Origin of the sequence: Sphingopyxis sp. H115 (genome assembly GCF_001468465.1) — a bacterium.
Taxonomy (GTDB): domain Bacteria; phylum Pseudomonadota; class Alphaproteobacteria; order Sphingomonadales; family Sphingomonadaceae; genus Sphingopyxis.
Map to the genome: position 1 here is coordinate 42069 of NZ_LNSA01000028.1, position 16101 is coordinate 58169.

General features: G+C 65.8%; 17 protein-coding genes. 7 read left to right on the plus strand and 10 right to left on the minus strand.

All coding sequences use genetic code 11. The annotated features are described in order from the left end of the window. Nucleotides 1-4 precede the first annotated feature (4 nt). Entirely contained in the window at nucleotides 5-1714 is a 1710-nt protein-coding gene (locus tag ATE71_RS17075) for a M56 family metallopeptidase (protein ID WP_058804515.1), read from the minus strand. Further along, the gene (locus ATE71_RS17080) at nucleotides 1714-2091 is read right to left on the minus strand and encodes a BlaI/MecI/CopY family transcriptional regulator (protein WP_058804517.1); all 378 of its coding nucleotides are present in this window, start codon (nucleotides 2089-2091) and stop codon (nucleotides 1714-1716) included. The genes ATE71_RS17075 and ATE71_RS17080 overlap by 1 nt, the downstream gene beginning before the upstream one ends. Nucleotides 2092-2445: 354 nt before the next feature. On the opposite strand from ATE71_RS17080, the gene ATE71_RS17085 reads away from it, so the two are divergent. From ATE71_RS17085 to ATE71_RS17095, 3 genes are all read left to right on the plus strand, one after another. Beyond that, nucleotides 2446-2955: a hypothetical protein gene (locus ATE71_RS17085; RefSeq protein ID WP_058804519.1), complete on the plus strand. Its 510-nt coding sequence runs from the start codon at nucleotides 2446-2448 to the stop codon at nucleotides 2953-2955. A gap of 77 nt (nucleotides 2956-3032) precedes the next feature. After that, a complete protein-coding gene (locus ATE71_RS17090) occupies nucleotides 3033-4004 on the plus strand; it encodes a magnesium and cobalt transport protein CorA (protein ID WP_058804521.1) in 972 nt (323 codons plus the stop codon). Nucleotides 4005-4125: 121 nt separating this feature from the next. After that, nucleotides 4126-5712, plus strand: coding sequence for an ABC-F family ATP-binding cassette domain-containing protein (locus ATE71_RS17095; protein ID WP_058804523.1), 1587 nt, complete (start codon nucleotides 4126-4128; stop codon nucleotides 5710-5712). On the opposite strand, the gene ATE71_RS17100 is transcribed toward ATE71_RS17095, so the two are convergent. The 4 genes from ATE71_RS17100 to ATE71_RS17115 all read right to left on the minus strand — a co-directional run bounded on the left by ATE71_RS17100 (nucleotide 5706) and on the right by ATE71_RS17115 (nucleotide 9318). Next, the gene (locus tag ATE71_RS17100; RefSeq protein WP_058804524.1) at nucleotides 5706-7553 is read right to left on the minus strand and encodes a gamma-glutamyltransferase family protein; all 1848 of its coding nucleotides are present in this window, start codon (nucleotides 7551-7553) and stop codon (nucleotides 5706-5708) included. The genes ATE71_RS17095 and ATE71_RS17100 overlap by 7 nt on opposite strands. Nucleotides 7554-7660: 107 nt before the next feature. Beyond that, nucleotides 7661-8221, minus strand: coding sequence for a peroxiredoxin (locus tag ATE71_RS17105; RefSeq protein WP_058804526.1), 561 nt, complete (start codon nucleotides 8219-8221; stop codon nucleotides 7661-7663). A gap of 129 nt (nucleotides 8222-8350) precedes the next feature. Then, a complete protein-coding gene (locus ATE71_RS17110) occupies nucleotides 8351-8728 on the minus strand; it encodes a glycine zipper 2TM domain-containing protein (RefSeq protein WP_058804528.1) in 378 nt (125 codons plus the stop codon). A gap of 32 nt (nucleotides 8729-8760) precedes the next feature. Next, a complete protein-coding gene (locus ATE71_RS17115) occupies nucleotides 8761-9318 on the minus strand; it encodes a carboxymuconolactone decarboxylase family protein (protein ID WP_082665275.1) in 558 nt (185 codons plus the stop codon). 132 nt (nucleotides 9319-9450) lie between these two features. Between ATE71_RS17115 and ATE71_RS17120 the strand changes: the two genes are divergently transcribed. Further along, nucleotides 9451-10308, plus strand: coding sequence for a TauD/TfdA dioxygenase family protein (locus ATE71_RS17120; RefSeq protein ID WP_058804529.1), 858 nt, complete (start codon nucleotides 9451-9453; stop codon nucleotides 10306-10308). 17 nt (nucleotides 10309-10325) lie between these two features. Here the strand turns inward: ATE71_RS17120 and ATE71_RS17125 are convergent, their stop codons facing one another. Continuing rightward, nucleotides 10326-10658: a hypothetical protein gene (locus tag ATE71_RS17125; protein ID WP_152998820.1), complete on the minus strand. Its 333-nt coding sequence runs from the start codon at nucleotides 10656-10658 to the stop codon at nucleotides 10326-10328. A gap of 90 nt (nucleotides 10659-10748) precedes the next feature. Next, nucleotides 10749-11411, minus strand: a complete 663-nt coding sequence (locus tag ATE71_RS17130) for a lysoplasmalogenase family protein (RefSeq protein ID WP_058804533.1) — start codon at nucleotides 11409-11411, stop codon at nucleotides 10749-10751. 108 nt (nucleotides 11412-11519) lie between these two features. Here ATE71_RS17130 and trmFO point away from each other — a divergent pair, with 108 nt between their 5' ends. Beyond that, nucleotides 11520-12866: a methylenetetrahydrofolate--tRNA-(uracil(54)-C(5))-methyltransferase (FADH(2)-oxidizing) TrmFO gene (gene trmFO, locus ATE71_RS17135; RefSeq protein ID WP_058804535.1), complete on the plus strand. Its 1347-nt coding sequence runs from the start codon at nucleotides 11520-11522 to the stop codon at nucleotides 12864-12866. A gap of 152 nt (nucleotides 12867-13018) precedes the next feature. On the opposite strand, the gene ATE71_RS17140 is transcribed toward trmFO, so the two are convergent. Then, nucleotides 13019-13486: a hypothetical protein gene (locus ATE71_RS17140; protein ID WP_058804537.1), complete on the minus strand. Its 468-nt coding sequence runs from the start codon at nucleotides 13484-13486 to the stop codon at nucleotides 13019-13021. 136 nt (nucleotides 13487-13622) lie between these two features. Here ATE71_RS17140 and ATE71_RS17145 point away from each other — a divergent pair, with 136 nt between their 5' ends. Continuing rightward, nucleotides 13623-14528: a hydrogen peroxide-inducible genes activator gene (locus tag ATE71_RS17145; protein WP_058804539.1), complete on the plus strand. Its 906-nt coding sequence runs from the start codon at nucleotides 13623-13625 to the stop codon at nucleotides 14526-14528. Between the two features lie 81 nt (nucleotides 14529-14609). On the opposite strand, the gene ATE71_RS22950 is transcribed toward ATE71_RS17145, so the two are convergent. After that, nucleotides 14610-15335 carry a response regulator transcription factor gene (locus ATE71_RS22950; protein ID WP_235588061.1) on the minus strand — a complete coding sequence of 242 codons (726 nt, stop codon included), beginning with the start codon at nucleotides 15333-15335 and terminating at the stop codon, nucleotides 14610-14612. Between the two features lie 87 nt (nucleotides 15336-15422). Here ATE71_RS22950 and ATE71_RS17155 point away from each other — a divergent pair. Then, a partial coding sequence (locus ATE71_RS17155) for a class I adenylate-forming enzyme family protein (RefSeq protein WP_152998821.1) occupies nucleotides 15423-16101 on the plus strand: 679 nt, incomplete at its 3' end.

Below are 16101 nucleotides of genomic sequence, written 5' to 3' on the forward strand. Positions count from 1 at the left end.
GGCGTCAACTCCCGGGCGGCGCCGGCGGGGCTGGCGGTTCGGGAAATTCAACCCGTGCGACCCGGCCGTCAGCCCCCCGCGCCTCGATCGCTCCGCCAGGGCCAAAGCTGATAGTTGCGCTCTTTGGCCCCTTCGCGCCCCTGCCATCCTTCGTCGCCATCCAGCCCCCCGTGGCGCGCAGCTCGATCGCATCGTCAGCGCTGCGCATCTTCACCCCGGCCTTTTGCATGTCGGTGACGAAGGCGGAGTCGACCCCCATCGCCCGCAGCGCGACGACATCGTCGATGTCGAGATCGGGGAAATGGCGCTTCATCTCACGAGCATAGGCGGGTTCGATGTGGAGCGCCGACGCCCCGACCAACTCGTCGATATCGACCCCCGGGAAGATACCGCGCATCGTATTGATATAGGCAGGGTCGACCCCCGCCGCCTTGGCGCCGATGATCTCGTCGGCGGTCATCGACGCGCCGCCATGCTCGCGCATCTGCGCGACATATTCGGGAGTTACGCCGACCGCGCGCATGCTTACAAGGTCCTCGGCGCTCAGCGGTTTCGACGGAGAGGCAGCTACCGCCGTGCTTTCGGCGGTGGTAGCGGCCACCGACCGCGACGTCGCGATGGCGCTTTTTCCGGCCGGAGATGCGACCGCGTGCGCTTCCGCCTCGGCGATCGGCTTCGCCGTGGCCGAAAAGGCGGCCAGCGGCGCGGTAAAGCCCGCGACGATGACCAGGCTCATCAGGACCCAGCTCGCGGACGCGGGTCCGCGCTTCAGGCTGCCATCGAGGACACGGGTAATCCGGCGCTTCAGACTGCTCTTGCCTGGCGCAACGCCGTGTGCGGCGAGCAGCACCGCCTGATTGTCATGCCGCGCCGCGCCGACAAGCAGCGTCGCATAGTCGGGACCGTCGATATCCGCCAACAGCACCGCATCGTCGGCGGCTTCCTCGCGCAACTGGTGGCTCTCGCGCGCGAGCATCCACACCAGCGGGTTGAACCAGAATAGCGCGCAGGCAACCCGCGACGCGAGCAGCTTCGCCCAGTCGAGCCGCGCGACATGCGCAAGTTCATGCGCAATGATCGCCTCGGCTTCGCCGACCGCCTGAACCGCTTTCGGGCTCAGTACGATCGTCGGGCGCAGCACGCCCCAGCTGATTGGCGAGCGCAGTTCATTGCTGACCAGCAGCGCGGTGCCATGTTTGAACCCCATGCGGCGCTGCGCCTCGGCCAGCGCCGACAGCCACGATCCTTCGACCAGCACCTCGGCCCGGCCGCGCATCGCGAACAGGCGCACGACCGCAAGCAGCATCACTCCGAACAGCAACGCAAGGGGGAAGGCGTATACAAGGATGGCGATGTCGGAGACCGCCGGAAACATGGCCGGAGCCGCCCCCGCAGCCTCCTTCCTTTCGGTGCGGGACGCATCGGCCGGGGTCGCCTGCATCGCCGGCCCTGCCCGGTCGGCAATCCTGCTTGCGATCGTCGCCGGCACGGCCTCGGCCGCCCAGCTCGCTGGCAGTGGCTGCCACTGCGGCAGGAGCAGGCTGGCGACGGGCAGAGCCAACAGCGCCAGCAGCCCAATATGCGCGACCAGCGACCGCTCGCCCGCCGACCGTTTGCGCACGAGGCGCAGCAGCCCCAGCGTCAGTCCGGCGATCAGCATCGATTTCCAGGCCAGCCCGATCAGGACCGCCGTCGTCATCATCGTCCCGCCCATCACTGACTCCTCCCCTCACGCGCCTGTTCGATCAGCTTTTCGAGCTCATCGAGTTCAGCACCTGTCATTTCGTCCTGCATACCGAGCAGCGCGGCGGCGGCGCTCGTCGCCGATCCGTTGAAAAAGACGCGCACGACCTGGCTCAGCGCCGACTTGCGCGCGGTCTTGTCCGACACGCTCGGCGCATAGACGAAACCGCGTTCAGATGCTTCGCGCGCAACAAAGCCCTTAGCCTCGAGTCGCTTCAGCATCGCGCGGATCGCCGATCCCGAAAGCGCATCGGACAGTGCCTCGCCGATCTCGGTCACCGTCGAGGCGCCACGTTCATAAAGGATGTCGACGATTTCGCGTTCCCGCGGCGGCAAACTGGACAGCATCGAATCACCTCGTGCGCTACATTTGTAGCGTGCTACATTTGTAGCGCTTGCTTGGCAAGCGGTTTATTCGGCCATGACACGTCGGCGGTGCGGGTTGCTTGGGGCCGCGCTTGCCTGCCTCGTATTTGCGACACGCGAGGGGCGACCGGACGACAAAACGAAGAAGGGCCCCGCCTCGCGACAGGACCCTCCGACCCTCTTGAATATGGCTACGCAAGAGGAAGCCCTCCGCCTTCCCGGGTCGTGAGGTCGGCATCGGTAAGGATGGTTAGGCGACAGCAACATGATGCGCCCTAACATGGATCAATTTTCACCTGCCGTTGCAGACGGCTCCGAAAACGCTAGTTTCCTTGCATGAACAATTCGACCGTGATCGTGAACGACCGTATGCAGCGGGATTATCGCTATACGCGCACCGCCCCGATGGGGCAGGCGTTCGATCCCGATTTCGCGCCCGAACTGACCCCGGCGGAAATGCTCTGCCTGGGAGTCTTCTGCGGCAAATATATGACCGACTGCACCGACGAATTTCCTGCGAGTTGGTTCCAGGATGCCAAACTCGCGCCCGAGCGTCCCGACTGCAGCCTCAACTATTTCGGTGTGCGCGCCAGCGTTCCATTGCACGTCTGGATCGAAAAGGGATGGATACACCCCGACGATCCGCGTGGCTGGTTTCAATGGTATTGCCGCTATTATTCGGGACGGCGGATGCCCGACGAAGATCGCCGCCAGATCGCGCGGTGGCGCGCGTTCCGCCGCCACGCCGCGCAGATACGGAAGCATTGCGAGCCCGGCGATCCCTTTTGCCGACCGAAACAGCGCCAGGCGCTGCTGCAATGGGCCTATGACAGCCGGCATATCTGACCCGGCGAGCGAGAGGAGATTTCCCTTCGGCCCGGCGCGGCTTATATCGGCGCCCACAGCAAGGGAGTTTCCGTCACATGCCGATCATGGCCGCCCGCGTCTATCATGACGGCAAGCTCGTCCGCGACCTGGGTCCCGACGAGGCGATCCCGGAAGATTGCGACGAGGGCGATTTTTTCTGGCTTGGCCTGTACGAACCGGCGCCCGACGAACTCGCCGGCATCGCCAGACGCTTCGGCCTCCACCCGCTCGCGGTCGAGGATGCGCTGAAAGCGAACCAGCTGCCCAAGATCGAAGTCTATGGCGACCAGCTTTTCATCATCGCGCGCACCGCCAATCTCGACGCCGACACGATCCAGCCGGGCGAGACGGCCTTCTTCCTTGGCCCCCATTTCTTCGTGAGCGTCCGCCACGGCTCGGCGCGCACGCACACCGACATCCGGTCCCGGCTTGAATCCTTGCCCGCGAAGCTCGCGCACGGCCCCGACTATGTCCTCTATGCCGTACTCGACTTCATCGTCGATGGCTATTTCCCCGTGATCGATGCGATCGAGGATCGAATGCTCGTCGTCGAGGACAGCGTTATGGACACCCCGCTCGACGCCGAGGAAATCCGGCATCTCTACAAACAGCGGCACGAGATCATCCGTTTCCAGCGCCTCGTCGGCATGATGAAGGAGGTCGCGGGGCGCCTCGCGACCGACGACGACCTGCCCAATATCGACCCCGCGGTACGTCCCTTCTTTCGCGACGTGTGGGACCATGTGCAGCGCGCAGAATTCCGGTTGTCGGGGCTTCGCGACATCGCCGCGTCGGTGATCGAAACCAACGGCATGCTCGAACAGCAGCGCCAGGGCGTCATTACGCGCCAGCTCGCCGCCTGGGCCGCGATCCTCGCCGTTCCGACGGCGATCGCGGGGATTTATGGTATGAATTTCAAATTCATGCCCGAACTCGACTGGTCATTGGGTTACCCGCTGGCGCTCGCGCTTATCTTCGGCGGATCGGGCCTCGTCTTCTGGCGCTTCAAACATATCGGCTGGCTCTGACCCTTGCCGCGGCGCCGCATAAACCCTAAATGGGACCTCTGACCCTCGAACGGAGTATGCAGGACCATGGATCGCAACTGAACGCAGCCTAACCCGCCTTGCCTTCAGGAAAGCTTTGTCCATGCCCGCCATCACCGTTTCCGACCTTTACTGGTCCACGCCCGACGGTCGCGCCGTCCTTTCCGGCCTCGGCCTCCAGCTCCAGCCCGACCGCACCGGCATCGTTGGCCGCAACGGCGTCGGCAAATCGACGCTGCTGCGCCTGCTGACCGGCGAGCTCGCACCCGCGTCAGGCCATATCGCGATCGACGGCAGCATCGCGATGCTGCGCCAGACGGTGCAGGTCGGCGCGCACGAGAGCGTCGCCGACTTGTTCGAAGCCCGTGCCGCCCTCGCGCTGCTCCGCAGGGCCGAAGCGGGGGAGGCGACGGTTGATGAAATCGCCGAAGCCGACTGGACGCTCGAGGCGCGGATCGACGAAGCGCTCGCGAACGTCGGCCTGTCCGTGCCCGCCGACACGCCGCTTGCCGAACTGTCGGGCGGGCAGCGGACCCGCGCCGCACTTGCTGGCGCGATGTTTGCCGCGCCCGATTTCCTGCTGCTCGACGAACCGACCAACAATCTCGACCGCGAAGGACGGCGGGCGGTGCGCGACCTGCTCGCGCGCTGGCGCGGCGGTGCGGTCGTCGTTAGCCACGACCGCGAGTTGCTCGAGGAAATGGACGCGATCGTCGAACTGACCGGCTTGGGCGCCGCGCGCTACGGCGGCGGCTGGAGCGCCTATTGCGAACGCAAGGCCATCGAACAGGCGGCCGCCGAAGCCGAATTGGCCGGCGCCGAAAAGGAGCTCGGCCGCATCCGGCGGCAAGCGCAGGTCACCGCCGAACGACAGGCCCGGCGCGATTCGAGCGGTCGTCGCAAGGCAGCGCGCGGCGACGAACCAGCGATCTTGCTCGGCACGCTGAAACGCCGCGCGGAGGAAAGCGTCGGCGCCAACCAGCGCCTCGCCGAACGCCAGCGCGGCGCCGCCGAAGACCAGCTCTCGACCGCACGCGCCAAGATCGAGATCGTCGACCCGCTCGCGGTCGGGCTCGCCTCGACGGGCCTGCCCGCGTCGCGCACGGTCGCCGCGCTCGACCATGTCACGGCCGGCTATGCCCCGGACCGGCCGGTCATCCGCGACGTGTCGTTCACCATCACGGGTCCCGAGCGCGTCACGATCGCCGGCCCCAATGGGTCGGGCAAATCGACCCTGTTAGCGCTCGTTGCCGGAACGCTTCTACCCTGGAAGGGCCAAGTGCGCGTGCCCGTCGCCTTCGCGCTCTTCGATCAGCGCGTCGGCCTGCTGGATCCGACGCTATCGATCGCCGACAATTTCCTCGCGCGCCATCCCGGGACCACGAACAACCAGTGCCGCACCGCGCTCGCCCGCTTCCGCTTTCGCGCCGACGCCGCCGACCGCATCGTCGGGACATTGAGCGGCGGGCAAATGCTGCGCGCGGGGCTCGCCTGCGTCCTCGGCGCGCCCGTACCGCCGCAGCTGCTGATCCTCGACGAGCCCGGCAACCATCTCGACATCGACTCGCTGACCGCGGTCGAAACCGGCCTCTCCGCCTATGACGGCGCCTTGCTCGTCGTCAGCCACGATACGGCCTTTCTGGACGCGATCGGGATCACGCGCGAAATCGCGCTCGGCGACCCTCAATAGGCCAGCGCACAGCCGTCGGCGCGCATCTCGCTCGCCGCGGCATAGACACGGCGGTCGCCGTCGATGCGATGTTCGACGCATTGATAGCGTCCGAACCCGCCGTCGGATTCGCCCAGCGTCCAGCCGATATCGGCCAGCTGACGCTTGGTTGCATCGGGTACGCCGGTCTCGAGCCGCAGCACGCCATTGGCGCCCAGACCGGGCGAATCCTCGCCCATCGTCTCCGACGATCCTTCATGATGCCAACGCGGCGAATCGCCCGCCGCCTGGATTTCCAGCCCGTAATCGAGGCGATTGATCATGATCTGCGCCTGCCCCTGCGGCTGCATGTCGCCGCCCATCACGCCGAAGCTCATCCACGGTACGTCGCCGCGCGCCGCGAAGCCCGGGATGATCGTCTGGAACGGCCGCTTGCCGGGCGCATAGATGTTGGGATGGCCGTCAACCAAGCTGAACAGCTGCCCGCGATCTTGGAACATGAAACCCACCCCGTCGGCGACGAGCCCCGATCCCATGCCGCGGAAGTTCGACTGGATCATCGACACCATCATCCCGTCCTTGTCGGCGCAGCTGAAATAGGTGGTGTCGCCGCGGCTCGGCGCCTGCCCCGGATGGACCGGGGTGAGAAGCCGGTCGGGACGGATCAGCTTGGCGCGCTCGGCGGCATAGTCCTTCGAGATAAGCCACTCGACCGGCACCTTGGCAAAATGCGGGTCGGCATAATAACGCGCGCGATCCTCATAGGCGAGGCGCTTGGCCTCAGCCTGCAAATGGATCGACAGCGCCGACTGGAAACCCGCGCCCTTCAGGTCGAAATTCTCGAGGATATTGAGCATCTGCAGCGTCGCGATGCCCTGTGTGTTGGCGCCGAGCGCATAGACGTCGGCGCCGCGATAGCCGGTCTTGTGCGGCTCGATCCATTCGGACCTGTGCGCCTTGAGGTCCTCATAGCGCAGCCAGCCGCCGATCCGCTTGAAATAGGCGTCGATCGTCCGCGCGATCTCGCCCTCGTAAAAGGCGTCGCGCCCGCCCTCGGCGATCAGGCGGAAGGTGCGCGCAAGGTCGGGGTTGCGGAACACCTGCCCCGCCGCCGGCCCCTTGCCGTCATTGACGCCATAGGTCCGCATCGCATTGTCGATTTCCTCGATCTCGCGCCCCGGCTGGCGAAAGCCGGCAAGGCTGCGGCGGATATAATAAGCGATCATGTCGGGCACCGGCGCCCCCGCCTCGGCATGCGCGATCACCGGCTCGAACAATTCCTTCCACGGCAATTTCCCGTAGCGCTGGTGCATCGTCCACCAGCCGTCGACCGCGCCCGGCACCGATACGCTGATCGCGCCGTAGGCGGGCAGCGTCCCGCCCTTCGCACGCGACCGGACCGTCGCAAGGTCGAGCGCGCGCGGGCTCTTGCCCGATCCGGCGAGCCCCGCAAGCTTCTTTGTCTTCGGGTCCCAGATCATCGCATAGACATCGCCACCGATGCCGTTCGCGGTCGGTTCGAGCAGGCCGAGGCACGCGTTGATCGCGATCGCGGCGTCGACCGCCGATCCGCCGCGCTTCAAGATATCGATCCCCGCCTGCGTCGCCAGCGGATGCGCGGTACCTGCGGCGCCGCTCAGGCCATAGGCTGCGGTGCGCGAGGCGAAGCTCGCGCCGACGGGCCGGTCGCCGCCCTGAACATCGGGGCGCACGAAGCGATCCACCCCCGCTTCCCAGACGGCCGGCGACGCGCCTGCCGCGCGCGGTTTGGGGGCGACCTTCGGCTTGTTGTCCTGCGCCAGCCCGACGGCGGGCAACAAGGCGGCGGCCGGCACGGCGGTCAGCAGGGTGCGACGATCCATCGATTTCTTTCCCCGTAAAAGAAGCTGTTTTCGTGGCACCCGCGGATCAGGGCAAGGCCGGATTCACTTATGACCCCGCGAAGGTCGGCCATCATTGGCCCGACCGCTCACCGCCGCCGCGCCGTCCATGCCCGCACCGCAGCCATCGTCTTTTCGATATGCGCCTGCGGCTTGCTGTCGGTGTAGCTGAGCAGGATCGTCCCGTTCGGCGCGATGACATAGGATGTGCGGTTCGACAGCGGCTTGCCGTCGGGTCCCTGCATCAGGGCGTCATATCGCGCCGCTACCTTCGCGCCGGGATCGGCGGCGACGGCGAATTGGTCGCGGCATTCCGATCGCGAAAATTCGGCGACGCGGTGAATGTTCCCCGCAGTCACGCCGACAACGCGCGCGCCGAGCCGGTTGAACCGGCCATTGGCTTCGGCAAACAGATGCGCTTCCATCGTACAGCCGGGGGTAAAGGCGGCGGGAAAGAAATAGAGCACAACCGGCCCGTTGCGCAGCGTCTGCTTCAGCGACAAGCTGAACTCCTTGCCCGCCTGCGCCGCAGTCAGGGTGAAGTCGGGCGCTTTTGCGCCCTGATTGAGCGCGGCGATGCCCTGCACGGGCAGCGCCGAAAGCGACAGGCCGAGGCCAGCCGCCACCGCGAATTTTGTGAGCATTTTCATGAGCGGCCTCCTCGAACGGCGGAGGGCCTCTCCGCCGGGACACCACTCTACCGCGATATGCATTCGCTGCAAACGACGTGTCGCGCCGCACGGCCCGATGGAACGCGCGGCGCGAACAGCCGGCTCCAATCAGCAGCGACGGCCGCCGCGATCGATTTCGCGCCCGATCAGCGCGCCCGCAGCACCGCCAATGATCGTGCCGGGCAGGCGGTCGCCATAACGGTCGACCTCGCGGCCAAGCAGCGCGCCGGCGGCGCCGCCGACGATCAGTCCGGTCGTCCCGCTGCCACGTCGACAATAATGGCGGCGGTCTCCGCGATAGTGGTTCCGCCGGTAATCGCGACGATAGTCACGGCGATAATCGCGCCGGTAATCGCGGTAATCGTCGCGGTCGCCATAATAGCCGTGGCGGTGATGCCGGTCGCGCGCGTCGGCTTCGACCGGCATCGCAGCGATCGCGCTCGCACCGATCAGCGCCGTCAGCGCCAGTTTCTTGAGCAGGAACATTTGTTTTCTCCGTCTTGGTCCCCGCAACCAGATTAGAAAAGGAAACATGGCGCCCGGCTGAACTGCGCAGCCTCTCCGGACCACTCGCTCTCGCTTCGACGATCATTCAGGGCGCCCTGCCGCGAACGATCGAGATCGTGCCGTAAGGGCTTTGCGGCCACGGGAAGCCGGAATGGCGCCCCTAACCGGTTGAAGGCATTCATCGCCGCGATGGCAATCGTCAGGTCGACTAGGTCCTTGGCCTCGAATGCCGCTGCGGCCGCGGCATATGCTTCGTCCGATGCGTGGGTCGTGCTGACATTGGTCACTTCCTCAGCCCAGTCGAGCGCCGCACGATAGGGGTCGCTGAACAGATGCGGAACCTCCCGCCATACGGGCAGCAAAGCCACCTTGTCGGCTGGCATGGTCTTCAGCAGGTCGCGTGTGCGCAGGTCGATACAATGCGCACAGCCGTTGATCTGCGAAACGCGGAGGAAGATCAGGTGGGTCATCTCCTCGGGCAGCGCCGTGCTTTTGGTGGCATAATGATGGACGCCGAACAGCGCCTTGGCGACTTCGGGCGCGACCTGACTCCCGTTCAAACGGGTCATGACATTTCCTCTTCATCGGTCGCCGGGAATGCGGTCTTCCCTTCCCTGACGAAGTGGGAGCCGCCGATGTGACATAACGGCGGAAAAAATCGCACGATTGACCGCGTGCCCCGACAGGCGCAGCATCGCCGCATGACCCTGACCATAGACCCAAGCGGCCAGTCCTGCGGCGCGCGCGTTACCGGTGTCGACCTGACGCAGCCGCTCGCCCCCGGGACCGTCGCCGAAATCCGCGCCGCCTGGCTCGACCATCATGTCCTGTCATTCCCCGACCAGAAGATGAGCGAGGATGATCTGGAGCGCTTCACCGGCTATTTTGGCGGGTTCGGCGACGATCCCTTCATCCGCCCGATCCCGGGCCGCGAGCATATCGTCGCGGTGAAGCGCCGGGCCGATGAGACCGCGCCGCTCTTCGCCGAAAACTGGCACAGCGACTGGAGCTTCCAGGCACGCCCGCCCGCGGGAACCTGCCTGTTTGGGATCACCATCCCCCCCGTCGGCGGCAACACAGAATTTTCGAACCAGCACGCCGCGCTCGACGCGATGCCCCCTGGCCTGCGCGCGCGCGTCGAAAACTTGCAGGCGATCCACAGCGCCCGCGCCGGCTACGCGCCGCAGGGCATGTATGGCGCGAACGACACAGGTCGCAGCATGGACATCCGCTCCGATGAGGAGGCGCTCGAAACACAGCTCCACCCATTCGTCCGCGCGCATCCCGAAACCGGCCGCAAGGGCCTATTCGGCTGCGCTGGCTATATCATCGGCTTTGACGGGCTCGACGATGCCGAGGGCCTGCCCCTGCTCTACGAGCTCATCCAGTGGCAGGGGCGCGAGGAGTTCCGCTACAGCCACGCATGGGAACCCGACATGCTGATCATGTGGGACAATCGTTCGCTCCTCCACCGCGCGACCGGCGGCTACGACGGCTACGACCGCCTGCTTCACCGCACGACGATCGCGGCGTGGGACGGGACGCCGAGCGCCGCCTGACGCTTAGCGAACGTCGCCTATCGAACGCGCCGCCCTTCGGCGGACACCGAATAGACATCGATGTCGCGGATTTCACGGCGCAGGTCGGCGTGGATGCGGTCCAGCCTCTCCTGCAACGCGGCGCGATGCGCCTGGGTCAGCGCGCCTCCGTCGCTCTCTTGCGTCGCGATCACCTCGGCTCGGAGCGCCTGGAGTTTGTGCCGGTAAGTCTGGTTAATCTGCTCGGCCGTCGGTTTCTGCGAGGGCATATAGGGCGGGGGGCTGGGATAGGCATGCGCCGTCATACCCGTCATCATCAGCGCCCCAAGAAGCGGCAAGGCTCTGGTTATCATCGCTTTATCCTCCGTCAACTGGCGATTTCCACTCTAACACGATGCGGATCGGATAGGGAATATACAGTCCGAAAGCCCGGATGCGCGACGTTATCCGAAGGCCCGGTCCTACGCCGTTTCGCGCGCGAGCGTCGAAACCACGCCCCACGCGATCAGCGCTTGCCCCGCATAATAGAGCGGCCAGACGAGCCACAGCGTGATATCCTTCGACAACACGCCGCCCTCGCCCGCGAAAATGAACAGGTCGCTCGCAAGGAACAGCATTGCGCCGATCCCGGTGCGATAGCGCGGGAAACGGCTCGTCCATGCCGCCGCCGCCATCGCCGCGACGAACAGCGAGTAAAGTGCGGCATGCCACCAGCCGGGCGCGGGGCTCAACATGCCCCAGACGATCGCGAGCGTCGCGGGCATCGCCAGCCAGCCGAGCAGGCGCTGCGAAGGCGTAAGCTGCGGGCGCCGGTTCGTCAGATAAAGAGTGATCGCGATGATATGTCCGATGGCGAAGGCCACCGCGCCCGTCTCGAGCCCCCTCGCGTCGAGCAGCCAATCGCCGAGCGCCCCGAAAGCGAGCGCCGCCGCGATCATCCAGCCCGTTCGCTCGCGCGCATTCGCCGCCGCCCACAGCGCCAGGAAACCGACGCCGCTTGCCTTCCACGCCCAGATCGCTGGACCGTCGAGCCGCTCGTACACCGCCACGAAGAAACTGACCCCGCCAAGCAGCGCCAGCCACCACAGCCACCGCGCCCGATCCCAACCCTGCCGTGTCGTCATAGTCTCCGCCCCTTTGCATCTTGTTTGCAACCGGCCTAGTGCGCGCCGGAGCCCGCACAAGAGGAAAAGCCGTGTGGCTCAACAAGCGCAAGGCAACGGACAGAGTAAATGACGCACGACATCCACATCATCGGCGGCGGGCTTGCAGGCTCCGAAGCGGCATGGCAGCTCGCCGAAGCCGGCTGTCGCGTTCGCCTTTCCGAAATGCGCGGGGGTGGCGACATGACCCCGGCGCATCAGGGCGACACGCTCGCCGAGATGGTGTGCTCGAACAGCTTTCGCAGCGACGACGGCGACAGCAATGCCGTCGGCCTGCTCCACCGCGAAATGCGGACGCTCGGCTCGATTATCATGCGCGAGGCCGATGCAACAAAAGTTCCCGCCGGATCGGCGCTCGCGGTCGACCGCGATCTCTTTTCGGGCGGTGTCACCAAGGCGCTCGCCGAGCATCCCAACGTCACCATCGTCCGCGAACGCATCGACACGCTGCCAACCGAGGGGTTGACGATCGTCGCAACGGGGCCGCTGACCGCCGTCAGCCTTGCGGAAAGCATCGGCGCCGCGACGGGCAAGGACGCGCTCGCCTTTTTCGACGCGATCGCGCCGATCGTCTACCGCGACAGCATCGACATGGACGTCGCGTGGATGGCGAGCCGCTGGGACAAGGTCGGGCCGATCGGCGACGGCAAGGATTATATCAACTGCCCGATGGACAAGGACCAGTATCACGCCTTCGTCCAGGGGTTGATCGACGGCGACAAGACCGATTTCAAGGACTGGGAAAAGGACACGCCCTACTTCGAGGGTTGCATGCCGATCGAGGTGATGGCCGAACGCGGCGTGGAAACGCTGCGCTTCGGGCCGATGAAGGGCGTCGGCCTCGACAATCCGCGCACCGGGCGCTGGCCCTATGCGGTGGTCCAGTTGCGGCAGGACAATGCGCTCGGCACGCTGTGGAACATGGTCGGGTTCCAGACCAAGCTCAAACATGCCGCGCAGGTCGAACTGTTCCGAACCATTCCCGGGCTGGAAAAGGCCGAATTCGCGCGGCTCGGCGGCCTCCATCGCAACAGCTTCATCCGCTCGCCCGAACTTCTCGACGGCCAGCTCCGCCTGAAATCGGCGCCGCATATCCGTTTCGCGGGCCAGATCACGGGGTGTGAGGGCTATGTCGAAAGCGCCGCGATCGGCCTTGTCGCCGCGCGCTTCGCGATTGCCGAACTGGCTGGGCGGGACCTGCCGCCGCCGCCGCCCGAAACAGCGCTCGGCGCGCTGCTCGGTCACATCACCGGCGGCGCCGATGCGGCATCCTACCAGCCGATGAACATCAATTTTGGCCTCTTCCCGCCACTTGCCGAGGATGTGCGCAAGAAGGACCGCAAGCTTGGCTACACGCGGCGCGCGGGTCAGGCGTTGGCGCAGTGGATGAAGGTAGCGGACGGCGTTGCGGCCTAGACTCTAGGTCCGGGTCGCAGCCCCAGCTTCGTCATCCCGGACTTAATCGGGGATCCATCGCAGCGCTGAAGCCATGGACCCCGGCTCGAGGTGACGGTGACGGAGAGGTCAGCAATCGGTCGGCTCAGACACGCCACCCAGTCCCTACTTCCTCAGCAACTGCACTTGGGTTTCGCCGCGCGTTTCGGCGCCGTTGTCGCGAACTCGGTGCGCGTCAAATCTCCCGACTTGTCGGCATCGGCCCCGGCAAAACGCTCGCCGGTCGCCACCGCCCATTCCTCGAAGGTCAGCAGGTTGTTACCGTCGCGGTCGAGCTTGCGGAACGCCGCGGTGCGCGACGACATCAGCTCGACGCGGCTGATCCGGTCGTTGCGGTCGCGGTCGAAGCGGTTGAAGCGCCGTTCCTCGCGCGATGCCTCTTTCGCGGCAGGCAAGGCCGGCGGCGCAGGCCCGCGCTTGGGCGCATTCGCCGCCGCAACCGGGATCGCGGGCAAGGCGGGTGGCGGTTCGGGCAGCACCTCTTCCTCGGCGATCTGCGTATAGCCCTTCCATAGGAACAGCCCGCCGGTCAGCAGCAGCGCGCTCGCCACGCCACCGATCAGAAATCGCGAAACCGCCATCCGCCCCTCCGCGTCCGTTGATCGGCCCTTGCTATCACGGCGCGCAGGCGGGCGCCAACGGACGCCGCCATAATGGCGGCGAATTTTGATCGACAGACTTGTTCAAAATCACAGCGTCAATTGCTATATCCGATCAATGCACAATTACCTCCCCTCGCTGAAGCAGATGCAATATCTCGTCGCGCTCCACGAGCACGGCCATTTCGGCCGCGCCGCCGACGCGTGCAACGTCACGCAATCGACGTTGTCGGCGGGGATCCGCGAACTCGAAACGCTGCTCGGCCAGACGCTTGTCGAGCGCACCCGCCGCGTCGTCCGTTTCACCATGCTCGGCAACGCCATCGTCGAAAAGGCGCACCGCGTGCTGCGCGAAGCCGAAGAACTCGCCGACATGGCCGCCGCCGCCTCGGCGCCGCTTGTCGGCGAATTGCGCATGAGTGTTATCCCAACGATCGCACCCTTCCTCCTTCCCGGTCTGCTACCGCGGCTGCGCAAGGAACGCCCGTCGCTCAAACTCTTCCTCCGCGAAGAGCCGAGCGCACAGGCGTGCGAGTCGCTGCACCACGGCACCGTCGACTGCGTCCTGCTCGCGCTTCCCTATGCCTGCGGGGACGTGGAGAGCGAGAAGCTGTTCGACGACGCGCTCTTTGTCGCCTTCCCCGGCGATCAGTCCGAAGATCTCCCCGCGATGGTCAGCGCCGACCAGATCGACCCGGCGCAGATGCTGATGCTCGAGGACGGGCATTGCCTGAAGGATCATGTCCTCGCTGCGTGTAACCGTCCCGAACTGCGCGCCGGCGCGCGCATGATGGGTACCTCGCTGCACACGCTCGTCCAGATGGTCGACAACGGGCTCGGCATCACGATGCTGCCGCAAATGGCGATCGAGGCGGGCATCCTCGACCATACCGACATCGATACCCGTCCGCTCGATTCGGACCATGACTGGCGCACGATCGCGCTCGTCTGGCGCAAGGGCAGCCCCCGTGCCGACGAATTCCGCCTGCTTGCAGATATATTCCGAAAGCATCAGGTAAGTTAGGTCGGGACCGGAAGCGGGCATCTCTGTCATCGTCGCTCCGGACGAACGATGGGAAGTCCCGCCAAAACCGGCAGTCTCCCGTCAAGGCGGGGAATTTTCCGGGCGCGAGCGGAGCGTATAGCCCACGCCCTTGACCGTATGCAGCATCGGCCAGCCGAACCCGCGGTCGACCTTTGCGCGCAGCCGCGACATATGCACCTCCACCCGGTTGGTGCCGGGGTCGAAATCGAGCCGCCACACCGCGCGGAGCAACGCATCGCGCGACAGCGGCCGGTCGGGCACGCGCGCGAGATTGGCGAGCAGGTCGAATTCGCGGAGCGGCAGGCGGATCAACTGCCCCGCGCGTTCGACACGGCGGTCGATCAGGTCGATACGCAATTCGCCCTCGCCAAGCTGGCCGGCGGCGATGCGGCTGCGCCGCAGCAGGCTGGCGACACGGGCGAGTACTTCGGGCATATTGCCGGTCCAGCCGACAGCATCGTCCGCCCCCGCGCCGAGTGCCACCATCCGGTCATCGAGCGAATCGCGATCGGATACCACGATCAACGGTCGCCGTCCGGCGATCGACCGTGCGAGGCGAACGAATTGAAACGGCTCCTGCCAGTCGAGAAAGGGGTTGATGAGGAGGAGGTCGAAACAGGCATCGACCCATGGACGGAGGCCATTCACCTGCGGCGTCAGGATTTGCGTCCGGCAGCCTGCAGCCTCGATGGAATGGCCAAGCTGTTCCGCGCGCGCCGTCAACGGATGATATATGGCGACGAGCAACTTCCTGTCGCCTTCACCGGCACTATCCGCTGATGCCATTCCCGCCCCCCGTCGCCGACGCAACTTCTTGTCGCCTCGCCGCCCCACCGGCATTGCACCGCCTTTCAGCTGTGCTAACCCTAGGCCATGACCAGTATCGAAATGCTTGATGGCGATTTCGCCACCCTGCCTGACCTTGTCCGCGCCCATGCGGTGGAACGTCCCGATGCCGTAGCGGCTGCCGACCCGGTGCGGCGGCTGAGCTGGTCCGAACTGGATCAATTGACCGACCGAATCGCCGCGCGCCTCCAGCAGGACGGTTTCCGGAAAGGGGACCGCACGGCGATCGCGGGACTTAACAGCGTCGAGCAGATGGCTGTGATCCTGGGTACGCTGCGCGCCGGCGGGGTCGCGGGGCTCGTCACCAACAGTGCGACAGGTGAGCAAATGGCGGCGATGATCGCCGACACCGGCGCGCGCCACCTGTTCCTCGACGGCGCGGCGAAGGCCAGCCTCGCCGGACAGGCGATCACCGCGAGCGAGCTGGTCGCGATGGACGGCAGCGACGCGGGCACGCCGATCGAGGCATGGCTGTCGTTGGCAGGCGCCAGGCCGGTGCCGGTCGACATCCTGCCCGAGGACGGCTTCAATATCATCTATTCGTCGGGAACGACGGGAACACCCAAAGGCATCGTCCACAGCCACGCAATGCGCTGGCAGCATATCCTGCGCGGCGCCCCGGCCTATGGCCCCAATGCGGTGACAATCCTCTCAACCCCGCTTTATTCGAACACGACGATGGCGAGCTTCCTGCCGACGGTCGGGT

What these genes read in the sequence shown, in the direction of transcription:
- ATE71_RS17075 (WP_058804515.1), bottom strand. Translation starts at nt 1,714, where the DNA reads ATGGGCGGGACGATGATGACGACGGCGGTCCTGATCGGGCTGGCCTGG.
- ATE71_RS17080 (WP_058804517.1), bottom strand. Translation starts at nt 2,091, where the DNA reads ATGCTGTCCAGTTTGCCGCCGCGGGAACGCGAAATCGTCGACATCCTT.
- ATE71_RS17085 (WP_058804519.1), top strand. Translation starts at nt 2,446, where the DNA reads ATGAACAATTCGACCGTGATCGTGAACGACCGTATGCAGCGGGATTAT.
- ATE71_RS17090 (WP_058804521.1), top strand. Translation starts at nt 3,033, where the DNA reads ATGCCGATCATGGCCGCCCGCGTCTATCATGACGGCAAGCTCGTCCGC.
- ATE71_RS17095 (WP_058804523.1), top strand. Translation starts at nt 4,126, where the DNA reads ATGCCCGCCATCACCGTTTCCGACCTTTACTGGTCCACGCCCGACGGT.
- ATE71_RS17100 (WP_058804524.1), bottom strand. Translation starts at nt 7,553, where the DNA reads ATGGATCGTCGCACCCTGCTGACCGCCGTGCCGGCCGCCGCCTTGTTG.
- ATE71_RS17105 (WP_058804526.1), bottom strand. Translation starts at nt 8,221, where the DNA reads ATGAAAATGCTCACAAAATTCGCGGTGGCGGCTGGCCTCGGCCTGTCG.
- ATE71_RS17110 (WP_058804528.1), bottom strand. Translation starts at nt 8,728, where the DNA reads ATGTTCCTGCTCAAGAAACTGGCGCTGACGGCGCTGATCGGTGCGAGC.
- ATE71_RS17115 (WP_082665275.1), bottom strand. Translation starts at nt 9,318, where the DNA reads ATGACCCGTTTGAACGGGAGTCAGGTCGCGCCCGAAGTCGCCAAGGCG.
- ATE71_RS17120 (WP_058804529.1), top strand. Translation starts at nt 9,451, where the DNA reads ATGACCCTGACCATAGACCCAAGCGGCCAGTCCTGCGGCGCGCGCGTT.
- ATE71_RS17130 (WP_058804533.1), bottom strand. Translation starts at nt 11,411, where the DNA reads ATGACGACACGGCAGGGTTGGGATCGGGCGCGGTGGCTGTGGTGGCTG.
- trmFO (WP_058804535.1), top strand. Translation starts at nt 11,520, where the DNA reads ATGACGCACGACATCCACATCATCGGCGGCGGGCTTGCAGGCTCCGAA.
- ATE71_RS17140 (WP_058804537.1), bottom strand. Translation starts at nt 13,486, where the DNA reads ATGGCGGTTTCGCGATTTCTGATCGGTGGCGTGGCGAGCGCGCTGCTG.
- ATE71_RS17145 (WP_058804539.1), top strand. Translation starts at nt 13,623, where the DNA reads ATGCACAATTACCTCCCCTCGCTGAAGCAGATGCAATATCTCGTCGCG.
- ATE71_RS22950 (WP_235588061.1), bottom strand. Translation starts at nt 15,335, where the DNA reads ATGGCATCAGCGGATAGTGCCGGTGAAGGCGACAGGAAGTTGCTCGTC.